Source organism: Flavobacterium lacustre (genome assembly GCF_027474525.2).
In the GTDB taxonomy this organism is placed as follows: Bacteria; Bacteroidota; Bacteroidia; order Flavobacteriales; family Flavobacteriaceae; genus Flavobacterium; species Flavobacterium lacustre.
Genome location: NZ_CP114882.2, coordinates 896,674 through 919,852 on the forward strand (window position 1 = coordinate 896,674; position 23,179 = coordinate 919,852).

Here is a 23,179-nt window from a genome sequence, read left to right on the forward strand (position 1 = left end):
ATGCAAAGATATTTTATTTAATTTTAATTTTTTTCTTTTTTTACTGCCACACGCATTCATGACTCTACTATCCCTATTTATGATATTACCATACACATTCTCTTTTCTCTAATACATAAAAACAAGCAAAAATTCAAAAGTCATACTATTCTATGCAAAAAAACTACAATACTAAAATTATAGTTCGCTTTTAAAAAATTATATTTGCACCATAATTGACCTTTTTACCAGAGTTTAATTACAATTAATAATACTTCAATTTAAAGAAAATTATTTTTCTTTAAATCAATGAAAATCATTTGATTAAATACAAATAATTAAAACGCGACTATGAAAAAAATTTTACAAATTAGCATTACTGCTATTCTTCTTTTTACAACTAGCTTGTTTTTTGGGCAAAGCCATGAAATAACAGGAACAGTTAGCAGTGAAAAAGGAATTCCTTTAGAAAATGTTATCATTGCAATCAAAGGAACGAAAGTTAGTGTTACCAGTGATAATTCGGGAAAATTTTCAATAAATGCCGAAACAAATACGCCTACATTACTACTGTCTTTATTGGGTTACACTCCAAAGGAAGTAGTTGCGAAAAGCAATTCGATTAACGTTCAACTGGCTTTAGAGAATAATACACTTGATGAAATTGTAATTGTTGGAAGCCGAAACCCTAAAAAGAGCAAACTAGAAACGGCAGTTCCAGTTGATGTTGTGAATTTGGCAAAAATCAGAAATGTCACACCACAAACCAGTACAAACGATATCTTAACGTATCTTATTCCTTCTTTTAATTCAAATCGTCAATCTTCTGCAGACGGAACAGAACACATTGATCCTGCTTCATTGAGAGGACTAGGTCCTGATCAGGTGTTGGTTTTGATTAATGGAAAGAGAAGACATACCACTTCACTAGTCAATTATCAAAACACTGTTGGGAACGGATCCGTTGGGACAGATTTGAGCGCTATTCCTGCTTCGGCAATAAAACGCATTGAAGTTCTTCGTGATGGTGCAGCCGCACAATATGGTTCTGATGCAATTGCCGGTGTTATCAATTTAGTTTTGAAAGACAATACAGGTTTAGAAATTAATACAACTTACGGAAGTACTTCCCGTAACGATGGCCAGACGACAAACATCAACATGAATTATGGTGCAAAAATTGGTAAAGAAGGTGGTTTTATTAATGTAACCGCTGAGTTTAACAACCGTGAAAAAACCAATCGTGCGCAAAACCACAACTTAATTATTTTTGATCAATCTGCATATGATAATTATTTCGCTTATGATTTCAGTAATGACAATGCACGTGAAATAGACGATAATTTATTAACACAAGCCGGACTTTCTCGTGATGATTTTAATTTTCAGATTGGTGATGCCAAAATCAAAAACATTCAAGGCTTCGTGAACATGTCAGTTCCTTTGAATGATAAAATAGAATTTTATGCTTCTGGTGGTGTAAGTCACAGAAACGGAACTGGTTTTGGATTTAGACGCTTACCTAGTGAAACAGAAAATGTAGTTGCTTCTCTGTTTCCTTACGGATTTCAACCTGAATTAAATTCTGTAGTAACAGATCTTTCATTGATATCTGGTTTTAAATTTAAATTAGGAGATTGGAAACTGGATTTAAGTAATACTATAGGTCAAAATAAATTTGTTTATGATGTTTCTAACACCAATAACGTTTCATTAGGTGCCAATAGTCCAACTGAATTTGAGGCTGGGAATCACTCTTTCTTGCAAAATACGGTAAATGCTGATATCTCAAGATTATACAAAGACATTTTCAGCGGATTGAATGTTGCTTTTGGAGCAGAATACCGATCAGAAAATTACCAGATTAATGCTGGCGAATTAGCTTCATACATTGATGGTGGTGCACAATCTTTCCCTGGATTTTCTCCTTTGAATGAAGTAGATAAAAATAGAAACAGTACTGGAATCTATGCTGATGTTGAAGCTGATATTACAGATAAATTTTTAGTGGGAGTTTCTGGTCGTTATGAAGATTATTCTGATTTTGGAAACACTTTAAACGGAAAATTATCTGCACGATATAAAATTACAGATAACTTCTCTATTCGTGGAGCTGTGAGTACTGGTTTTAGAGCACCTTCGCTTCACCAACAATATTTCAATAATATCGCAACCGATGTTGTAGATGGAGAAATCTTAAATTCAGGTATTTTCAGAAACGACAGTGAAGTGGCAAAACAACTTGGAATTCCAGAATTAAAAGAAGAAACTTCTAAAAATTATAGTTTTGGGATAGTATATTCTCCTTTGAAAAAATTACATATTACGGCTGATTTTTATCAAATTAAAATAGACAACAGAATCATCCTTACCGGAAATCTGGGAAATGATGCTTATGGCGAGCCTGTTACAGAACTTCGTGATTTATTTGCTACTTATGGGGTACAAACAGGTCGTTTCTTCACCAATGCAATTAACACAACAACAAATGGCCTTGATGTAGTTATAGATTATGACATGACTTTAGGCGCAGGAGATCTTAATCTTTCTTTACTATACAACTACAACAACAATCAAGTTGATGCTGAATTGAATAACATTCCTACAGCATTTATAGGACAAGAAGAGGTTTATTATGGTCCACAAGAAAAAAGCTTAATTGAAACGAATACACCAAAACACAAAGGAACTTTCGCCATGAATTATGCCATAAAAAAATACAACTTTTTATTGCGAAATACATATTTTGGTGAAGTAATCAGAGATGGTTTTCCTTTTGGAACTACCCAAAAACATGCTGGAAAAGTAGTTACCGATTTAACTGTATCATACAAAGTGACACCAAAAATTCAATTTACTTTGGGAGCAAACAATTTATTAGATGTTTTCCCGGACAAACAAATTTATGAAAACAGCTACTTTAATGTTTTCAAATATGCACCAGTTCAAATGGGAACTACAGGAGCTTATTATTTTGGAAGAATTAGTTTTAGTTTGTAACAAAAACCTGTTACTCTAAAAAAGCAAAGCCGTCTAAAAAAGTATTTTTAGACGGCTTCTTCTTTTTGCTTAAGTAGTATTTACAAATCAAATTTTATTCCTTGTGCCAATGGCAAACTTGTGGTATAATTGATTGTATTGGTTTGACGACGCATGTAGATTTTCCAAGCATCTGAACCTGATTCTCTACCACCTCCTGTTTCTTTTTCTCCACCAAAAGCGCCACCAATTTCCGCTCCCGAAGTTCCGATATTTACATTTGCAATTCCGCAATCAGAACCTACCACAGATAAGAAAAGTTCCGCTTCACGCAAATTATTGGTCATAATAGCAGAGGATAAACCTTGAGCAACTCCATTTTGAAAATCAATTGCATTTTCTACTGTTCCTGAATATTTAATTAAATATAAAACAGGAGCAAAAGTTTCGTGTTGCACGATTTCGAATGCATTTTCAGCTTCGGCAATAGCTGGTTTCACGTAACAGCCGCTTTCATAGCCTTCACCCGAAAGAACTCCGCCTTCTACCAGAATTTTTCCGCCTTCGGCAACTACTTTTTCTAATGCTTTATTGTACATTTCGACAGCATGAGTATCAATTAGCGGTCCAACATGATTGTTTTCGTCTAATGGATTTCCAATGCGCAATTGTTTGTAAGCCGAAACAATTGCATCTTTTACTTTATCATATATACTTTCGTGAATAATCAAACGACGGGTTGAAGTACAACGTTGACCGGCGGTTCCTACAGCTCCAAAAACAGCTCCGATAACCGTCATTTTGATATCAGCATCCGGAGTGACAATGATGGCATTGTTTCCACCTAATTCCAATAATGATTTTCCTAAACGACCCGCTACGGTTTGCGCTACGATTTTTCCCATTCGGGTAGAACCGGTTGCAGAGATTAAAGGAACTCTTTTATCGGCAGTCATTAATTCACCTATTTTATAATCTCCGTTGATCAAACTCGAAATTCCTTCGGGAAGGTTGTTTTCTTTGATTACCTGAGCAATAATATTTTGACAGGCAATACCGCAAAGAGGTGTTTTTTCAGAAGGTTTCCAAACACAAACGTCTCCACAAATTAGAGCCAAAGCCGTATTCCAAGCCCAAACGGCTACCGGAAAATTAAATGCCGAAATGATTCCAACAATTCCCATTGGATGGTATTGCTCATACATTCTGTGTCCCGGACGTTCGGAATGCATGGTTAATCCGTGCAACTGACGGGAAAGTCCCACTGCAAAATCGCAAATATCTATCATTTCCTGTACTTCGCCATAGCCTTCCTGCAATGATTTCCCCATTTCGTAGGAAACTAATTTGCCGAGAGCTTCTTTGTTTTTACGCAATTTATCTCCAAACTGACGCACGATTTCCCCGCGTTGTGGCGCTGGCATGAGTCGGAATGTTTTGAAAGCTTCGGTAGCGGTTTGCATTACTTTTTCGTAATCGGCAGCAGTAGTTGTTTTGACTGATGCGATTAACTTCCCATCAACCGGGGAATAACTTTCAAGAATTTCTCCTGACGAAAAATGATTTATTCCTGTTGAAGTCCCTTCGTTTATGGATTTTATTCCCAATTGCTCCAATGCTTCTTTCATTCCGAATTGATCTGCTATTGTTATCATTGTAACTTTTTTATTGAAAATTGTTATATTATTTTTTGTAAAGATATTATTTTAAGCTTAAAATTTAAAGATTGGTCCAAATTTTTTGCGGTTTGATGTTTTAGCCTGGATCGCAGTGAAAGGCCGGAGCAAAATAAGTTAGGTTTCTAGCCCTAAAAAAGCGACCGGAGGAAGCTCTTTTAAGGGCTTTAGAAACCTTAGTTATTTGTGAGGACTTGTAACGAAGAGCCAGATTAGCTCCTCGTTTTGACAATTCCCAAGTGACAAAATACTTTTGAATTATGAACCATCATTTTTTTTCTTTAATCAGGTAAATATAAACCGGAAAATGGTCGCTGTATCCAACTTCGGAAGCCGAATGGCGCAACGGATATCCTTTATATTGTCCTGATTGTTGTATCAAAAAAGATTTGTTGTAAATCCCGGCTTTCCAATAGCGAAAGGTAGAAATATCTGTTTTTAACAACGATTCTGAAATCATGATTTGGTCGAAAATATCCCAAGTATCGCGAAAAGCAATTGTTCCCATTCCGTTTTTGGCCATTTCTTCGAATGGATTGTATATTCCTTTTGGGACAACGTCGTTCTTATTTCCTTTGGCTCCGAGCGCTATTTTGACGCTTTTATTATAGGAACCATCATTTAAATCGCCCATCGTAATGACTTTTGCCTTTGGATTTATGCGCTGCAAAGAATCGATAATTCTCCTGTTTAACGCTCCTGCGGCTTCTCGATACGGGCTTGATTTTTTTTCGCCTCCGGAACGCGAAGGCCAGTGATTGACAATAATATTGATTTCCTCGCCGTCCAGAAATCCGGTGACCAAAAGCTGATCTCGGGTGTAAACGCGGTAATTCTTCGTGCTTATTTGCGTGATATCATCTGTTTTTTCGTCGGATTCCGTTTTAGTGTTTTCTTTGATTTTATTTTCCTTTCGATAGACATATAAAGGAATGTTACTGTAATTTGTGGGTTGAAATTGCTTTTTTCGATACAATAAAGCAACGTCAATTCCTCTTTTATCGGGAGAATCAAAATGAATTATACCGTACTCTTTGTTGATCAGTTTCGTTTGCTTGACTAAATCTTCGAGGACGCTGCGATTCTCGATTTCGCAACCGCCAATAAATGTTGGGGAATCCGGATTTTCAGCGGAACCAATTTCGGCTAAAACCTGAGCTAGATTTTGTAGTTTTTGTTGGTATTTCTGTGAAGTCCAATGTTGAGTTCCTTTTGGTGTCCACTCATCATCATTGGTTTGTGGGTCATTTATAGTATCAAATAAATTTTCGAAATTATAAAAGGCAGCGGTATGAATGACATAGTTTTTTTGCTGCGCCGTAGTTTTTGGAATTGAAAAAAGTAAAATCAAAAAAGAAATCAGGGGCGTTATTCTCATGAATTTTGTGTTTTAATAAATGGCTTATTGTAAAAATACTTCATTTGAAGTTGAAACTCTAAAATATTTTTTGAAATGTATATCTTTGTTTTTAGTCGAAAGACCTGTCCTAATTTGATTTATTCGAAAAAAATAAAAAACATGAATCGCAATCTCTTACCATTTATAAAAAACAATCGTGTTTTATATAAATTCCTATTGCTTATTTTTGTTTTGCAATCTATTAAAAGTCAAGCCCAAATGAACATGATGACACCTGCCCGTTTACAAAAAGGAGATACAATTGCTATTTTGGCAACAGCCCGAAAAAACATAGACGATAATCTTAAACCTGCTTTAGATTTATTACACAGCTGGGGATTAGAAGCGGTTATTGGCAGCAGCATTGGCTTAGACGACAATCAATTAGCAGGAACCGATGCGCAACGTGCAGCCGATTTTCAAGCGCAACTGGACAACCCAAATATCAAAGCAATTTGGTGTGTTCGCGGCGGGTATGGTACGATTCGGATGATTGATTTACTGGATTTTACCCAATTTAAAGAAAATCCGAAATGGATTATTGGTTTTAGTGATGTCACCGTTTTGCACAATCACTTGAATACAATGGGTTTCAAATCGATTCATGGAATTATGCCTATAAGTGTGCCAAAAGCAAGTCCTCAAGCTATCGAAAGTTTGCGGAAATCTTTATTTGGAGAAAAAATAATATACGAGATTGATCCTTTTGTAATGAACCGTTTCGGCACCGCTTCAGGCGAATTAGTGGGTGGTAACTTGTCTATTTTATATAGTGTTTTGGGTTCGCCGTCCGCGATTGATTGCACAGATAAAATATTATTTTTAGAGGATTTAGATGAATATTTGTATCATATTGACCGTATGATGATGAATCTTAAACGCAACGGCTGTCTGGAAAGCATCAAAGGAATTATTGTGGGTTCTATGACAAAAATGAAAGACAATGATATTCCTTGGGGAAAAAATGCCTTAGAAATCATTGAAGATGTTACAAAAAAATATAATATTCCGGTTTTATATAATTTCCCGGCAGGACATATTCAGGACAATCGTGCGCTAATTATGGGAAGCAAAGTGACTATTGATGTAAATGAGACTTGCGGCAAAGTAGTATTTGAATAAAAAAATGGCAGAACACAACGAATTAGGTAAATTAGGAGAAGAAATGGCTGTAGAATACCTGCAAAAAAACGGCTACACCATTCTGGAAAGGAATTGGACTTTTCAAAAAGCCGAAATTGATATTCTTGCCCAAAAAGAAAACACACTGGCTGTTGTAGAAGTAAAAACCCGTTCATCTCTTGAATTTGGTTTACCTCAAGACTTTGTTAAACCCAAAAAAATTCAACTTCTCGTAAAAGCAGTTGACGCTTATGTAAACGAAACAAATCTGGATATCGAGGTCCGTTTTGACATCATTGCGATACACAAAGAGGACAAATCTTTTGTAATTGAGCACCTTATGGACGCTTTTTATCATTTTTAACAAAAAAATTTAATGTTATATTTGTAACAAATTGTTTTTTATTTATATTTGCACTGGTTTTTAACACAACTACTACCAAACACAACTATTTTACAAAAAAACTAAACTCTTACAACTATGAAAACCGTTTCTTCAATTGTAGAAAATTACATTAAAACAAAGCCTTTTTTATTGAATGCATTATCTCTTGGAATCATCAATTTGACTTCTCTTTCTCGGAATATTATGACCGAATTAGAAAGTGAATTTGGAAAAGAAGTAAAACAAGGCGCCGTTGTAATGTCTCTGAAAAGACTTACGGAAGAATTAGATTTTAAGCTGAATCACAAAATAAATAAAGTAATCAAAAACATTGGTGAAATTACCGTTCGTTCAGAATTGACGGATTACACTTTTGCAGCTTCGGATACCGTTTTGAACAAACAAGCGGATTTGATTACGGATATCAATACTTTTTCGGATATTTTTTATACTTCTTCAAGAGGTGTAAATGAAACTAATATTGTGGTGAGCAACAGTGTAAATCACTTAGTGGACAAGCATTTTGCAAACGAAAAATTAATTCAAAAATTAGAAAATCTAGCTTCAATAACGGTAAAATTACCTAAAGAAAATATCGTTGTTCCAGGAATTTATTATTTCATTTTTCAGCGTTTGGCTTGGGAAGGAATTATCATCAATGAAGTAATTTCGACTTCAAATGAGTTTACTATTTTAGTAAGCGAAAATGAAGTGGATGTAGCTTTTAAAGTAATCAAAGATTTGAAAAACTAATAATTCCTGTTCTACAAATAAGGTAAAGCTTCCAGACTTTTAAAGATTGGAAGCTTTTTTTATTTCTATTTCCCCAACAACTCCATCAGTTCCAAAGCGGTTCTGGTATTCTTCACATTGTCAAAAGTCAACAAAAGTCGTAATCCAGCCGGTGTTTGCTTTTCTTTCATTTTGCATAAATTAGGATGTTTTTGCACAAACTGCAGTACTTTATGAAAACGATTCGATTGGTAATAATCCGATTGTTGATCTGAAATAAAATACCCAATCATCTTACCTTGTTTCATCACTAATTTCTCGATTCCAATGCGAGTCGCAATCCATTTGATTCGGATACTGTTCATCAACGCTTTGGCTCTTGGCGGCATTGGGCCAAAACGGTCAATCAATTTATTTTGGAAAATAATGAGTTCTTCTTCATTTTTCACAGTGCCTAATTCATTGTACAAACTCAATCGCTCCGAAACATTATTGATATATTCATCCGAAAACAACAACTCAAAATCGGTATCGATTTGCAAGTCTTTGACGTATTCTTTGGTTTCCAAATTATTTTCCTCCGGATACAAATCCTTGAATTCATTTTCTTTCAATTCATCGATGGCTTCGTTCATGATTTTTTGATACGTATCAAAACCAATTTCGTTGATGAAACCACTTTGCTCACCACCTAATAAATCTCCGGCACCACGAATCTCTAAATCTTTCATTGCAATATTGAATCCGCTTCCCAATTCGCTAAACTGTTCCAAAGCCTGAATTCGTTTTCTGGCATCATCGGTCATCGCAGAATACGGCGGACAAATAAAATAACAGAACGCTTTCTTATTGCTACGTCCTACTCGACCGCGCATTTGATGCAAATCAGACAATCCGAAATTATTGGCGTTATTGATAAAAATCGTATTCGCATTGGGAACGTCTAATCCGCTTTCGATAATTGTGGTTGCTACCAAAACGTCAAATTCGCCGTTCATAAAAGCCAACATCAATTCTTCCAGTTTTTTTCCATCCATCTGACCGTGACCAATTCCAACTCTGGCATTGGGCACCAAACGCTGAATCATTCCTGCCACTTCCTTGATGTTTTCTATTCGATTATTAATGAAAAAAACCTGTCCGTTACGTTGAATTTCATACGAAATCGCATCCCGAATCACCTCTTCACTAAAACCAACAACATTCGTTTCAATAGGATAACGATTGGGCGGAGGCGTTGTAATTACGGATAAATCACGCGCGGCCATCAATGAAAACTGTAACGTTCTAGGTATTGGCGTTGCGGTCAAAGTAAGCGTATCCACATTAGCCGCAATGGTTTTGAGTTTATCTTTTACATTCACTCCAAATTTTTGTTCCTCATCTACAATCAACAAGCCCAAATCTTTAAAAACGACATTTTTGTTGACTAACTGATGTGTTCCAATCACAATATCAAGCTTTCCTTCGGCTAATTGTTTTAGCGTTTCTGCTTTTTGTTTGGCGGTTCTAAAACGGTTCAAATACCCAATAGAAACCGGCATATCTTTCAATCGTTCTGTAAAAGTTCTGTAATGTTGGTAGGCCAAAATCGTCGTAGGAACCAAAATTGCCACTTGTTTACTATTATCCACAGCTTTGAAAGCCGCACGAATAGCCACTTCAGTTTTACCGAAACCTACATCTCCACAAACCAAGCGATCCATTGGTCGGTCGCTCTCCATATCGGCTTTAACTTCTGCTGTCGATTTGGTTTGGTCCGGTGTATCTTCATAAATAAACGAGCTTTCCAGTTCATTTTGCAAATAACTGTCGGGTGCAAACTGGAACCCTTTTTCGAGTCTTCTTTTGGCATACAATTGAATCAAATTGAATGCAATATGTTTGACGCGTGCCTTAGTTTTTTGTTTTAAAATCTTCCAGGCATTCGAACCCAATTTGTAAATTTTGGGCGGCGTACCGTCTTTTCCGTTGTATTTTGAAATTTTGTGCAGCGAATGAATACTCACATATACAATATCATTATCAGCATAAACGAGTTTTATCGCTTCCTGCGTTTTGCCTTCAACCTGTATTTTTTGCAGCCCTCCAAAACGTCCGATTCCGTGATCAATGTGCGTCACATAATCCCCAACAGAAAGTGTTGTGAGTTCTTTTAAAGTAATATTCTGTTTTTTCGAATAGCCATTTTTGATGCTGAATTTATGATAGCGTTCAAAAATCTGATGGTCGGTGTAACAGGCTATTTGGTTTTCCTCGTCAATAAATCCTTGGTACAAAGGCAAAACAATGGTATTGTATTGCTTGCGAATATTCTCCGAATTCGCTTCATCCAAGGTTTCAAAAATATCATGAAACCGTTTGGCTTGGGCATCATTCGAACAAAACAAATAATTTTTATAGCCGTTGAAATGATTTTCATTCAAATTGTTCAACAACAAATCAAATTGCTTGTTGAACGATGGTTGCGGTTGGATATGAAATTCGAACTTTTTGGTGGTTCTAAAAATAGGTTTTGAACCCCATTCGACCACCGAAAAATCCAACGCTCTTTTTATAAAAGAAGTCTGATTCAAAAACAGCTGTTCCGGCGTTGCATGCTTAATTTCTTTAGCTAATTTCTCAAAAGCTTCTTCGGCTTTGCCAAATTGTTTATCTAATTCCGACAATAAATTCTCGGTGTTCTGAATAAAAATCACCGTTTTCTCCGAGATATAATCTAAGAAACTTTCTCGATTTTCTTGAAAAAATTTGTTCTCCACATTGGGGATAATCGTGATTTTTTTCTGTGTTTCTAATGACAATTGAGTCGCCACATCAAAACTCCGAATACTTTCGACTTCGTTACCAAAAAACTCGATGCGATACGGATTATCATTGGAAAACGAAAAAACATCGACAATTCCACCACGAACGGAAAATTCGCCAGGTTCTGTAATAAAATCAACTCTTTTGAATTCATATTCGAACAAAACTTCATTGATAAAATCAATAGAAATTTTGTCGCCAACGCTTACTTTCAAGGTGTTTTTGTCTAACTCTTTTCGGGTTACCACTTTCTCAAAAAGTGCTTCGGGATAGGTAACAATAACGGCGGGTTTCTTGCGGGAATTGATTCGGTTGAGCACTTCGGCACGCAATAAAACATTGGCATTATCGGTTTCTTCAATTTGGTACGGACGGCGAAAAGAGCCTGGATAAAACAGTACATCTTGGTCGCCGATCATTTGTTCTAAATCATTCAAATAATAAGCGGCTTCTTCTTTGTTATTTAAAACAACCAAAAAAGGAAGTTCGGCTTTCTTAAAAAGAGAACGAATTACAAATGAAAATGACGAACCTAACAAGCCGTCAAGATGCATTTTTACTTGATTATTTTCGATTAAACGCGCAACAATTTGCTGCGTTTTTGGCGAATTATCATAAGTACTGTATAAGATTTTTTTACTCAACTCGTGGTAAATTTTTATCGATTGGGATGTTCGGAATGGCTCTTGTGGTATCCATCATTTTTAACAAATCAGACTCGCCTTCTTCGACTGGGATTTTACTTTTTTCTACAATTTTATCCATTTGCCTTTGTAAGGAAACCAATTCTTTATTGATTTCGGCAATTAGAAGAACCACTTTTTTATCTGGAATATTATCTAAATGAATAAATAAATCCAATAAACGAACTTTAGTTATCAATACAGAAATTCGGCTTTTTATTTGAGGTTTACTAAAATTATACGGGATATTATTAGAAAGTGCCATCGCTTTTTTAGAAATTTCAGAAGACTTTTTCTGAAAAGCGCCAATGGTTTTTTTAGGTTTTTGAGCTAATTCCGCCAAAAAAAGACGCAATTCAGTCCAACTCGCCACACTGGCTTCCGAAGTTGTATTGATTGGTGTATCATAAAAAACCCAACCTTTGTTGATGTTTGAAAAGATAAGCTCTTTTTTTTCAGCTGCTTTTTTGTTTTCGGCCTGGCGTTTTTGATTGTTATTCTGACAAGAATTCAGTACGAATAGCAACAAAAAGAAACTGATTAATTTATATTTCATTTGTGAATATATTAAAGTACAAAGTTACAAAGTAAATTTACAATAACGAATTACAACCATAGATTAACAATATGGTATTTTAGCTGTTATTTTTATGTTTTAAAAAATAAAAATTAAGAATTTCATAAGTATTTAAAATGTCGTTTTGTGAAATTTATAACTTTTTTAATCAAATTTGTGTTATTTTATAAATCATTATATTTGTGTTTATAAAAGAACTCACATGAATCCGAAAATATTAATCATAGGCGCCTGCGGACAAATTGGAACGGAATTAACGCATCGGCTTCGTAAGCTTTACGGAACCGAAAATGTGATTGCTTCCGACATTCGAAAACTGAACAATGACGTTGTAAATTCGGGTCCCTTTGAAGTCGTAAATGCATTAGATTTTAATCAGATTGAACATTTGGTAGAGATTCATCACATCACGGATATCTATTTGATGGCCGCACTATTATCGGCAACAGCCGAAAAAAACCCTGCTTTTGCTTGGGATTTAAATATGAATTCACTGTTTCACGTTTTGAATTTGGCTAAAGCCAAAAAAATAAAAAAGATATTCTGGCCATCGAGCATCGCTGTTTTTGGCCCTACAACTCCCAAAGAAAACACGCCTCAATATACCATCATGGAACCTTCTACGGTTTACGGCATCAGCAAACAATCTGGCGAAAGATGGTGCGAATATTACAATCATATCTTTGGTGTAGATGTACGAAGCGTGCGTTATCCTGGATTAATAAGCTGGTCAACGCCTCCTGGTGGTGGCACAACAGATTATGCTGTGGACATTTTTCATAAAGCTTTAAGTGACAAGAAATATGAATGCTTTTTATCTTCGGAAACCAAAATGCCAATGATGTATATGGATGATGCCATTGACGCAACAATTCGTATTATGCAAGCGCCAACGGAACAAATTAAGATTCGTTCTTCTTATAACTTAGCCGCAATGAGCTTCACGCCAATAGAAATTGCTGCCGAAATACAAAAACACATTCCAGAATTTAGCATTACTTACAATCCTGACTTTCGTCAAAAAATAGCCGATAGTTGGCCCGCCAGCATCGATGATTCCGAAGCTCGAAAAGACTGGAACTGGCATCACGAATTTAATTTAGAAACAATGACAATTGATATGCTGGAGCATTTAAGTGCTGAAAATCATTCTTAAAAATAGAGAACTCCCAGATTTATATTAACCTAAAACCATCGGTATCGGTGGTTTTTTTTATGGTTTAAATTGTTTAGATTCCTTAAAAAAATTGAACTCAAAAAACCGACCAAAACAATTCAATCAATATTATTCTTGAGCAACTGTCCGTTTTAATTCAATTTTAAAGGGTTAAAAACTGAATATTGCCATTTATGACTAGGGATTTTTACAGAATAATTAGGTGTTTTTTGAACGTATTTATATAAATTGCCAAATGAAATTGAAATTAACAAAGTGATATGTCAGAAATGGATGCAGAGCGATTGCGATTAAAATTAAGAACCGATAACAAAGGCTGGAAAAAATGGGGACCCTACTTAACGGAACGCCAATGGGGAACTGTTCGGGAAGATTATTCCCAAAGCGGTGATGCCTGGAATAATATCACACACGATATGGCGCGTTCTAAAGCCTATCGATGGGGAGAAGAAGGCATCGGTGGAATTTCGGACAACAAACAGCATATTTGTTTTGCTTTCGCCTTTTGGAATCATAAAGACCACATATTAAAAGAACGTTTCTTTGGCTTGACCGGAAATGAATCTAATCATGGAGAAGACGTTAAAGAAATTTATTTCTACCAGGATTCTACGCCGACGCACTCCTACCAAAAGATGCTTTATAAGTATCCACAAGGTATTTTTCCGTATGAAAAATTAGTCAAAGAGAGTAAAAAACGGACGCGACTTGAACCGGAATACGAATTATTAGATACGGGAATTTTTGATAAAGACGCTTATTTTGACATTTCTATCGAATATGCAAAAGCTGATGAACAGGATTTATTGATTAAAGTTACTGTAGAAAACCGGTCAAAAGTAGCTGCTCCCATTACGGTTTTACCAACTATATGGTTTAGAAATACGTGGTGCTGGGGCTATGATAATTACAAACACAAACCTATATTAACCGGTATTGGAAATTCTTTAATTGAAGTAAATCACCGTTTAGTAGGGCGTTATAAATTATATGCCGAAAACGCTGATGAATTTTTATTCTGTGATAATGAAACTAATTTTGAAAGGCTGTATGATTCTCCAAATCTCACCAATTATACGAAAGACGGTATAAATGATTACATCATAAACAAACGCAAAGATGCTGTAAATCCAAATAAAATTGGAACTAAAGCAGCTGTAAAATATGATGATGTAATTCCTGCCAATGACAAAAAAGTGTATCGCATGCGCTTCTCAAATCAAACGCCAAGCGAACCTTTTAAAGATTTTGACATCCTTTTTGAAAAACGAATTATTGATGCAGATGAATTTTATGCTACACTACAAAAAGGAATCGAAGAAGAAAACTTAAAATCGGTGCAACGTCAAGCCTATGCAGGTATGCTTTGGACCAAACAGTGGTATTATTACAATGTATTTGAGTGGATAAAAGGGGATCCTTCTATGCCAAAACCGGATGGCAATCGGAAAAACGGACGTAATAGTACTTGGAAACACTTATACACTTCCAACATCCTTTCTATGCCGGACAAATGGGAATATCCTTGGTTTGCGGCATGGGATTTAGCTTTTCATACGTTACCCTTAGCCCGACTAGATCCGGATTTTGCCAAAAGACAATTGTCGGTTATTCTAAGAGAATATTACATGCATCCCAACGGGCAAATTCCCGCCTACGAGTGGTCCTTTTCTGATGTAAATCCGCCAGTGCATGCTTGGGCAACCTGGAAAGTCTATGAAATTGACAAGGAAATGAATGACGGAAAAGGAGATCTTGTTTTCTTAGAACGTATTTTTCATAAACTATTATTAAACTTCACTTGGTGGGTCAACCTGAAAGATGAAGGAGGTAATAATGTATTTGGTGGCGGATTCCTTGGTATGGATAATATTGGGGTATTCGATCGGTCAGCAGCTTTACCAACGGGCGGTCATCTGAAACAAGCAGACGGAACAGGCTGGATGGCGATGTACAGTTTAAATATGCTGCGTATTGCCTGTGAAATTGCTATAGAAAACCCGGTTTACCAAGACATGGCTTCCAAATTCTTTGAACACTTTTTACACATTGCAGGAGCCATGCAATCTATTGGCGGTGACAAATTAAATCTTTGGGACGAAGACGACCAGTTCTATTATGACATGCTTCATAAAGAAAATGGCGATGCCGAATTACTAAAAGTACGCTCCATGGTGGGATTGATTCCGCTGTTTGCCGTTGAAGTTTTAACACCTGAATTATTAGAAAAATTACCTGATTTTAAACGTCGTGTCGAATGGGTTTTGAACAACAGACCTGATTTAGCCAGTTTAATTTCCAGTTGGTACAATCCTGGCAAAGGAGAAACTCGTTTGCTTTCTATCCTTCGTGGGCATCGAATGAAAATGATTATGAAACGAATGTTTGATGAAACCGAGTTTTTATCCGACTATGGTGTTCGTTCGTTATCTAAATACCATAAAGAGCATCCTTATAAGTTTACTTATGAAGGCGGAACAGTTCAAGTAGACTACACTCCTGCCGAAGCTACCGGAGATATGTTTGGTGGAAATTCAAATTGGAGAGGTCCTATTTGGTTCCCAATGAACTATTTGATTTTAGACTCCTTAGAAAAATTCTCCAATTATTATGGCAATGAATACGAAGTAGAATTTCCTACTAATTCAGGGGAAATGATGAATATTAAGCAAGCTGCCGAAGGAGTTTCTAAGCGTTTGTTATCACTCTTTATTCCTGATGCCAATAATAAAATTCCAATGTATGGAGAATATGAAAAATTTCAAAAAGATCCTATTTTCAATAAAAACCATATGTTTTTTGAGTACTTTGATGGCGATACCGGAAAAGGTTTAGGCGCCAACCACCAAACAGGATGGACAGGCCTTATCTCAGAAATTATCAGACAATTGTATGTAAAATAAATTGGATTTTAAAGTTCATAAAAAAAACACCATCAGTGACGATGGTGTTTTTTTATGCTGTTTCTAAAGCTAGTTTTTACTAGTAAACAATCTTTTTAGTACTGCTGCTTCCGTTTTGCAAGACCACTTTTACCACTAAGGCTTGTTGACCAGAAACTAGATTTGACACTACTAATTCATTCGAATTTACCGCTGTTTTGGTATAAATTTGTCTTCCTAATAAATCATAAACTACCACTTTATCAATTGTTTCACCAGCATTTACTTTTACCTGTTTGTTTTTAACCGAAACTAAAACTGTATTTGGGGCAATAGTAAAATCTTGTATTGCTAATGTTTTATCAGTATATCGTATTACAAAACGCTCATTAAAAGTACCTACTTCAGTATCAAATGTGTAATTACCGGTTTTTAAATTAAAAGTAGTTCCTTTTAACTTGTCTTCAATAAATACAGCTTGATTGGCAAGTAATCCATCAACCTCATCGATAGCGATAGTAAAACTACCTTTCATAGTTGATTTAAATCCTAATGCTACTTCATCGTTTTGATCAAAAGGAAGTGCACGGCCTTGAATGGTATAATTCTTGTTTTGATTAATACTGTAAAAATTAATAAAGCTGTTACCGTTAAAATTTGGTCCATCATAACGGGCATCAAGATCATTAGTAGCTCCAGTTACATACCCAATTAAAGTTTGTTTAAAAGCACCCTGATCATTAGTTAAATTCAACCAAAGACGGTGTTTCTCAACAACGGCAGTTTTTGATTTAGTAGTATTAGTATTAGTAGTTCTAAAAAACTGTGAGTTATTATTGCCATCAGACGCTGCACTTACTACACGCATATCATTATTAAACTGAATAGTAGTAGCAGCTTTCGTTTTAACGAAAAACGACTGCCCTGCTGCAATTTTACCAATTGGTTTTATCGCTTTCTGAGGATCTGTACAACTTTTACATTCTTTTGATGTACCGGTACTTCCTGTAAAATTATAATTTGCATAATCATCTGAGGTATAAACCAATTGTGTTCCTTGCGCATTTTTAGCAATTTCGGTGTTGTGCGTCCACAAGTAGATATTACCATCTAATCCCGCATTTTGGAGTATAAATTCATCCGCATCAATAGCAGAAGGATACGGATTACCTACAAGATAATATTTATCAGGAGTATTCGCCGTTATAGAAGCTGGCCCATTATGTGGAACTCCCACAAAAGAAGCATCATACGTAGTTTCAGAAGTCACTTGCCCTCTAATAATATATCCTAATCCTTTAACCATTTCAGCTGAATCTAAAGGAGCCCTCCAACCTAAATCATAATAATATTTTAGACTTCCTGCGGTAGGAGAAAAATTAGCTATTGTTTGCCCGCTTACTGGTGATGACCAATAAACATAATCTGTAGGTCTAATTTTAGGTGTAGTTCTATTATAGGTTATATTTCCCGTATTCGCAACATCATTTGTTTGTACTAAACTAGCGGTATTCAAAAAAGTTAATGATCCACCTGTCACTTTTACATCATTAGTCACTTTCAAAGTATAGTTTTCATGAATAACAACAGCACCTGATTTTACCTCACAGCTGCATCCATAAAGATTTTTATTATAAGCATAATTTCCCTCAAAAACAATATTCTGATCAAGGTGAAGTGCATCTGTAGGAATATTTGGAGACCATGAAGAACCGTTCCAAGTATTGGTCACTAATGGTAAAATAGCAACATTTGCTGAAGCAGCTGAAACACAACTACCATTAGAAACTGTAAAGGTGTATGTTCCCACTGCTAAGTCCGAAATAGTTATACTAATTCCCGAACCTCCTGTCACAATTGGAGTTGCATTGCCGTTTTGATATAAATTCCATGTACCTGACGATGGCAAATTATTCAAAACCACACTTCCTTTTGTTGGTGTAGCGCAAGTGGCATGTTTTGTAGTACCTATTGTTGGGGATATTAGCAAAGGAGTTACAGTTAAATTGACTGATTTAGTTTGTGAACCACAATTATAACCATCTGTAACCGTTAAAGTATAATTACCCGAATTTGCAGTAGTAACATTTGAAATACTTGGATTTGCTAAAGTAGATGTAAATCCATTTGGACCTGTCCATGAATATGTAATTGGATCTTTACCGTTCGTAAGATTTGTAAATAAATTGAAAGTTTCTCCAGTACATAATGTAGAGTCATTTCCTGTGTTTCCTGCAGCAACAATAGAAAAAGGTAAAGCCGCCAATGTTCCGAATGAAATATCATCGAGAGCAAAATCATTACCACCTGCTGAGCTTTCTAAATTAACGATTTTAATTGTAATAGGTCCATTTAAAGAACCTGAATTCCAGATTGGGTCACTATAAAACCGGGTCCAATTAGTATTAGCCAATACTTCTGTTGCATTAGAAGGACCAGTTCCTAAATTTGCGGTAGTACCTACTTGAACACCATTTACTTCAAATCGCAATCTAGCATAAGGACCTCCATTATTTAAACTCATTGCCCAAGCCGAAAAATAATAATCGGTATTGGGTTGTACATTTACGGTTTGTTGCCAAATTGTTATCGTGCTACCGTGACCGTTTACTAACATAAAATTTTTTGAGCCAGTAGAATTATTGGTGTGATCGATTCCCCAAAAGTTGGTGTGATAGTTTTGACCATTAGTGCCTACAGCATATCCATTATTTCCTGTATCATTGTATAATTCCTGATTACCTGCAATATCTGGATTATAGTTATATCCACTTGTGAATCCAGTATTTCCAGCAGTAAAATTTCCATTTATCACTAGTTCTTGTCCTACATTTAAAGCGAAAGGAGTACTAGTACAGCCCCCTAATGTTGCTGTAACACTATAATTACCTGCTAGATCAACAAGTATAGGGTTAACTGTTTGCCCTGTATTCCATAAATAGGTATCTCCACCACTTGCTGTTAATTGAATTTTTCCTGGAACGGCACAATAATTGGCTGTAATTGTGGCAATAGGCAATGGTTTTACTGTTACTTCAACCACAGTTGAATTTGCAAGTGTACAACCTCCGCTTGTAACTGATGCTCTATAATATGTAGTAGTAGCTAAATTTGGTGTATTGTAAGTCGCTGACGTGCCTCCACTACCTGTGGTAACATCTGCCCAACCTGAAGTTCCATTTGCTGATTGTTGCCATTGGATTGTACCTGTATAACCTGCTAGTGCAACTGAAGTTCCACTTCCTATACATACTGCTGATACATTAGCCGTCGCCGTACCTCCTAACGAAGCTGGACTTACTGTAACAGTTCTTGTTGCTGTAGCATTACCGCATCCGCCTGTTCCGGCGACTGTATAGGTCATTGTTGCAGTTCCAGCAGAAACACCTGTTACAACTCCTGTTGCCGTATTTATGGTTGCAATTCCTGTGGCACCTGATGACCAAGTTCCCCCAGATATTGTTGAACTTAATGTAGTAGTTCCGTTTGAACACAAAGTTTGAGTACCACTTAAGGTCCCAGCGGTAGCAGCAGCAGTGACAGTAACAGTTCTTGTTGCTGTAGCATTACCGCATCCGCCTGTTCCGGCGACTGTATAGGTCATTGTTGCAGTTCCAGCAGAAACACCTGTTACAACTCCTGTTGTCGTATTTATGGTTGCAATTCCTGTGGCACCTGATGACCAAGTTCCCCCAGATATTGTTGAACTTAATGTAGTAGTTCCGTTTGAACACAAAGTTTGAGTACCACTTAAGGTCCCAGCGGTAGCAGCAGCAGTGACAGTAACAGTTCTTGTTGCTGTAGCATTACCGCATCCGCCTGTTCCGGCGACTGTATAGGTCATTGTTGCAGTTCCAGCAGAAACACCTGTTACAACTCCTGTTGTCGTATTTATGGTTGCAATTCCTGTGGCACCTGATGACCAAGTTCCCCCAGATATTGTTGAACTTAATGTAGTAGTTCCGTTTGAACACAAAGTTTGAGTACCACTTAAGGTCCCAGCGGTAGCAGCAGCAGTGACAGTAACAGTTCTTGTTGCTGTAGCATTACCGCATCCGCCTGTTCCGGCGACTGTATAGGTCATTGTTGCAGTTCCAGCAGAAACACCTGTTACAACTCCTGTTGTCGTATTTATGGTTGCAATTCCTGTGGCACCTGATGACCAAGTTCCCCCAGATATTGTTGAACTTAATGTAGTAGTTCCGTTTGAACACAAAGTTTGAGTACCACTTAAGGTCCCAGCGGTAGCAGCAGCAGTGACAGTAACAGTTCTTGTTGCTGTAGCATTACCGCATCCGCCTGTTCCGGCGACTGTATAGGTCATTGTTGCAGTTCCAGCAGAAACACCTGTTACAACTCCTGTTGTCGTATTTATGGTTGCAATTCCTGTGGCACCTGATGACCAAGTTCCCCCAGATATTGTTGAACTTAATGTAGTAGTTCCGTTTGAACACAAAGTTTGAGTACCACTTAAGGTCCCAGCGGTAGCAGCAGCAGTGACAGTAACAGTTCTTGTTGCTGTAGCATTACCGCATCCGCCTGTTCCGGCGACTGTATAGGTCATTGTTGCAGTTCCAGCAGAAACACCTGTTACAACTCCTGTTGCCGTATTTATGGTTGCAATTCCTGTGGCACCTGATGACCAAGTTCCCCCAGATATTGTTGAACTTAATGTAGTAGTTCCGTTTGAACACAAAGTTTGAGTACCACTTAAGGTCCCAGCGGTAGCAGCAGCAGTGACAGTAACAGTTCTTGTTGCTGTAGCATTACCGCATCCGCCTGTTCCGGCGACTGTATAGGTCATTGTTGCAGTTCCAGCAGAAACACCTGTTACAACTCCTGTTGCCGTATTTATGGTTGCAATTCCTGTGGCACCTGATGACCAAGTTCCCCCAGATATTGTTGAACTTAATGTAGTAGTTCCGTTTGAACACAAAGTTTGAGTACCACTTAAGGTCCCAGCGGTAGCAGCATCAGTGACAGTAACAGTTCTTGTTGCTGTAGCATTACCGCATCCGCCTGTTCCGGCGACTGTATAGGTCATTGTTGCAGTTCCAGCAGAAACACCTGTTACAACTCCTGTTGTCGTATTTATGGTTGCAATTCCTGTGGCACCTGATGACCAAGTTCCCCCAGATATTGTTGAACTTAATGTAGTAGTTCCGTTTGAACACAAAGTTTGAGTACCACTTAAGGTCCCAGCGGTAGCAGCAGCAGTGACAGTAACAGTTCTTGTTGCTGTAGCATTACCGCATCCGCCTGTTCCGGCGACTGTATAGGTCATTGTTGCAGTTCCAGCAGAAACACCTGTTACAACTCCTGTTGTCGTATTTATGGTTGCAATTCCTGTGGCACCTGATGACCAAGTTCCCCCAGATATTGTTGAACTTAATGTAGTAGTTCCGTTTGAACACAAAGTTTGAGTACCACTTAAGGTCCCAGCGGTAGCAGCAGCAGTGACAGTAATTGTTCCTGTAGCATTAACAGTTCCACATCCTCCTGTTAATGGTATGCTGTAATCAAAAGTTCCTGATGCTGTCGGAGTTCCACTAATGGTGATAGTATTGGAAGCCCAAGCTGCAGTTACACCTGCTGGTAAACCAGTAGCGGTTCCAATTCCTGTTGCTCCTGTTGTCGTTATAGTAAAATCCGTCAAAGCAGTATTAATACATAAACTAGGTGTGCTGGATGCTGTTCCTGCTGTATTTGCAGAGCAAGCAGGTCTCAATGCAATTAATAGCGCTCCGTTAGGATCATTTTCATTACTAGATAATTCACCTAATCCTGTTCCTGTGCTTCCGGCAGGAGTTCTTGTGCCCCAGGCGACACCTACTCCCATATCAGCATCAGCATTAAAAGGAACATCAAATAATTCTTCCAGTGTTGCTGGTGAAGTTGCCGCCCAAGAACTTATACTTCGATTATCTCCTATCATTCCAAACATAATAACAGCCGCATTATTCGTTACTGTAGTAATTGCTGTTGCGCTAAAATCATCCGTATTAATATTATTAATCGTTCCTGGCGCAACATCAAAGGGCCCGCCAGAAACTCCCCCCGTAACGGCTACTCCAGAAAAAGCAACAATACCCCCTACCATATCATCGGCGTCATTATCTCCTGTGAAAGTAAAATCAGTAGCAGCAACATCAGTAGCAGTTGCCACTTTATAAAGTATAGTTCCCCACCAACTATCGTTGCCAACGTTGCCAAATTCTTCACCAGCAACTAATGTCCAACCTGTTAAAGTTGCATTAGCGAGTGTACTATTGTCATTATCGCTTTGCACAATATTAGCAAACATAATATCACCTTCAACAAGACCTGCTGGCTTATCAATTGTCAAAGAAGAGTTAGTAGAAGTATTGGTTGCATATCCTCTTTGGGCTATTTGTGCTGTTACGACTGTATTAGATGCAAACAAAAAAACAATCAAAACCATCGCAACTCGCAATTGGGCTGATGCAAGCACTGTAAAATTTAAAAAACGATTCATTTTTTCTGAATTCAAGTAGGATTTCATCATAAAAATTTAATTTTTCCATTTTAAAGATTGGAGACGGGGGTAATCTCTCTTCAAAATCGATATTTTTTGTAGCTCAAGTGATTTTTTAACTTGATTGCTATACTGTTTTTAACCTGTAAAAGCTATACGTAGGGGGTGTATTATAGCCGGATAATTCTGATTCTTACAATGGTTAATAACTTGTTGATAAATAAATTGCCTTAACAACAATGCCAAAAGTAATACTTTTTTTTAAACCAAAAACACAATGATAC

The 23,179-nt window shown here is 36.9% G+C and carries 11 protein-coding genes; 6 read left to right on the forward strand and 5 right to left on the reverse strand.

From position 1 onward, the window contains the following. Positions 1-330: 330 nt before the first annotated feature. Entirely contained in the window at positions 331-2,979 is a 2,649-nt protein-coding gene (locus O6P34_RS04070; RefSeq protein ID WP_269686051.1) for a TonB-dependent receptor, read from the forward strand. 80 nt (positions 2,980-3,059) lie between these two features. Here the strand turns inward: O6P34_RS04070 and amaB are convergent, their stop codons facing one another. Both amaB and O6P34_RS04080 read right to left on the reverse strand, forming a co-directional pair. After that, the gene (gene amaB / locus O6P34_RS04075) at positions 3,060-4,613 is read right to left on the reverse strand and encodes an L-piperidine-6-carboxylate dehydrogenase (RefSeq protein ID WP_269686052.1); all 1,554 of its coding nucleotides are present in this window, start codon (positions 4,611-4,613) and stop codon (positions 3,060-3,062) included. Between the two features lie 289 nt (positions 4,614-4,902). Next, complete coding sequence (locus O6P34_RS04080; RefSeq protein ID WP_269686053.1) at positions 4,903-6,012, reverse strand: endonuclease/exonuclease/phosphatase family protein; 1,110 nt, start codon at positions 6,010-6,012, stop codon at positions 4,903-4,905. Positions 6,013-6,258: 246 nt separating this feature from the next. Here O6P34_RS04080 and O6P34_RS04085 point away from each other — a divergent pair, with 246 nt between their 5' ends. The 3 genes from O6P34_RS04085 (at position 6,259) to O6P34_RS04095 (ending at position 8,293) form a co-directional block, all read left to right on the forward strand. Continuing rightward, complete coding sequence (locus O6P34_RS04085) at positions 6,259-7,155, forward strand: S66 peptidase family protein (RefSeq protein ID WP_269686725.1); 897 nt, start codon at positions 6,259-6,261, stop codon at positions 7,153-7,155. Between the two features lie 4 nt (positions 7,156-7,159). Continuing rightward, the gene (locus tag O6P34_RS04090) at positions 7,160-7,519 is read left to right on the forward strand and encodes a YraN family protein (protein ID WP_269686054.1); all 360 of its coding nucleotides are present in this window, start codon (positions 7,160-7,162) and stop codon (positions 7,517-7,519) included. Between the two features lie 117 nt (positions 7,520-7,636). After that, positions 7,637-8,293 carry an aspartate kinase gene (locus tag O6P34_RS04095; protein WP_269686055.1) on the forward strand — a complete coding sequence of 219 codons (657 nt, stop codon included), beginning with the start codon at positions 7,637-7,639 and terminating at the stop codon, positions 8,291-8,293. 65 nt (positions 8,294-8,358) lie between these two features. On the opposite strand, the gene mfd is transcribed toward O6P34_RS04095, so the two are convergent. After that, positions 8,359-11,724: a transcription-repair coupling factor gene (gene mfd / locus O6P34_RS04100; RefSeq protein ID WP_269686056.1), complete on the reverse strand. Its 3,366-nt coding sequence runs from the start codon at positions 11,722-11,724 to the stop codon at positions 8,359-8,361. After that, entirely contained in the window at positions 11,717-12,319 is a 603-nt protein-coding gene (locus O6P34_RS04105; protein ID WP_269686057.1) for a hypothetical protein, read from the reverse strand. Before O6P34_RS04105 ends, mfd begins: the two co-directional genes overlap by 8 nt. 223 nt (positions 12,320-12,542) lie before the next feature. Between O6P34_RS04105 and O6P34_RS04110 the strand changes: the two genes are divergently transcribed. Together O6P34_RS04110 and O6P34_RS04115 are read left to right on the forward strand one after the other, a co-directional pair. Then, positions 12,543-13,496, forward strand: a complete 954-nt coding sequence (locus O6P34_RS04110) for an L-threonine 3-dehydrogenase (protein ID WP_269686058.1) — start codon at positions 12,543-12,545, stop codon at positions 13,494-13,496. Between the two features lie 281 nt (positions 13,497-13,777). Continuing rightward, the gene (locus tag O6P34_RS04115) at positions 13,778-16,420 is read left to right on the forward strand and encodes an MGH1-like glycoside hydrolase domain-containing protein (protein ID WP_269686059.1); all 2,643 of its coding nucleotides are present in this window, start codon (positions 13,778-13,780) and stop codon (positions 16,418-16,420) included. A gap of 79 nt (positions 16,421-16,499) precedes the next feature. On the opposite strand, the gene O6P34_RS04120 is transcribed toward O6P34_RS04115, so the two are convergent. Continuing rightward, the gene (locus O6P34_RS04120; RefSeq protein WP_281324528.1) at positions 16,500-22,925 is read right to left on the reverse strand and encodes a DUF8693 domain-containing protein; all 6,426 of its coding nucleotides are present in this window, start codon (positions 22,923-22,925) and stop codon (positions 16,500-16,502) included. Positions 22,926-23,179 lie beyond the last annotated feature (254 nt).

Bases quoted from the DNA above. Each gene is read 5' to 3' on its own strand.
- O6P34_RS04070 (WP_269686051.1), top strand. From the start codon at position 331: ATGAAAAAAATTTTACAAATTAGCATTACTGCTATTCTTCTTTTTACA.
- amaB (WP_269686052.1), bottom strand. From the start codon at position 4,613: ATGATAACAATAGCAGATCAATTCGGAATGAAAGAAGCATTGGAGCAA.
- O6P34_RS04080 (WP_269686053.1), bottom strand. From the start codon at position 6,012: ATGAGAATAACGCCCCTGATTTCTTTTTTGATTTTACTTTTTTCAATT.
- O6P34_RS04085 (WP_269686725.1), top strand. From the start codon at position 6,259: ATGATGACACCTGCCCGTTTACAAAAAGGAGATACAATTGCTATTTTG.
- O6P34_RS04090 (WP_269686054.1), top strand. From the start codon at position 7,160: ATGGCAGAACACAACGAATTAGGTAAATTAGGAGAAGAAATGGCTGTA.
- O6P34_RS04095 (WP_269686055.1), top strand. From the start codon at position 7,637: ATGAAAACCGTTTCTTCAATTGTAGAAAATTACATTAAAACAAAGCCT.
- O6P34_RS04105 (WP_269686057.1), bottom strand. From the start codon at position 12,319: ATGAAATATAAATTAATCAGTTTCTTTTTGTTGCTATTCGTACTGAAT.
- O6P34_RS04110 (WP_269686058.1), top strand. From the start codon at position 12,543: ATGAATCCGAAAATATTAATCATAGGCGCCTGCGGACAAATTGGAACG.
- O6P34_RS04115 (WP_269686059.1), top strand. From the start codon at position 13,778: ATGTCAGAAATGGATGCAGAGCGATTGCGATTAAAATTAAGAACCGAT.
- O6P34_RS04120 (WP_281324528.1), bottom strand. From the start codon at position 22,925: ATGATGAAATCCTACTTGAATTCAGAAAAAATGAATCGTTTTTTAAAT.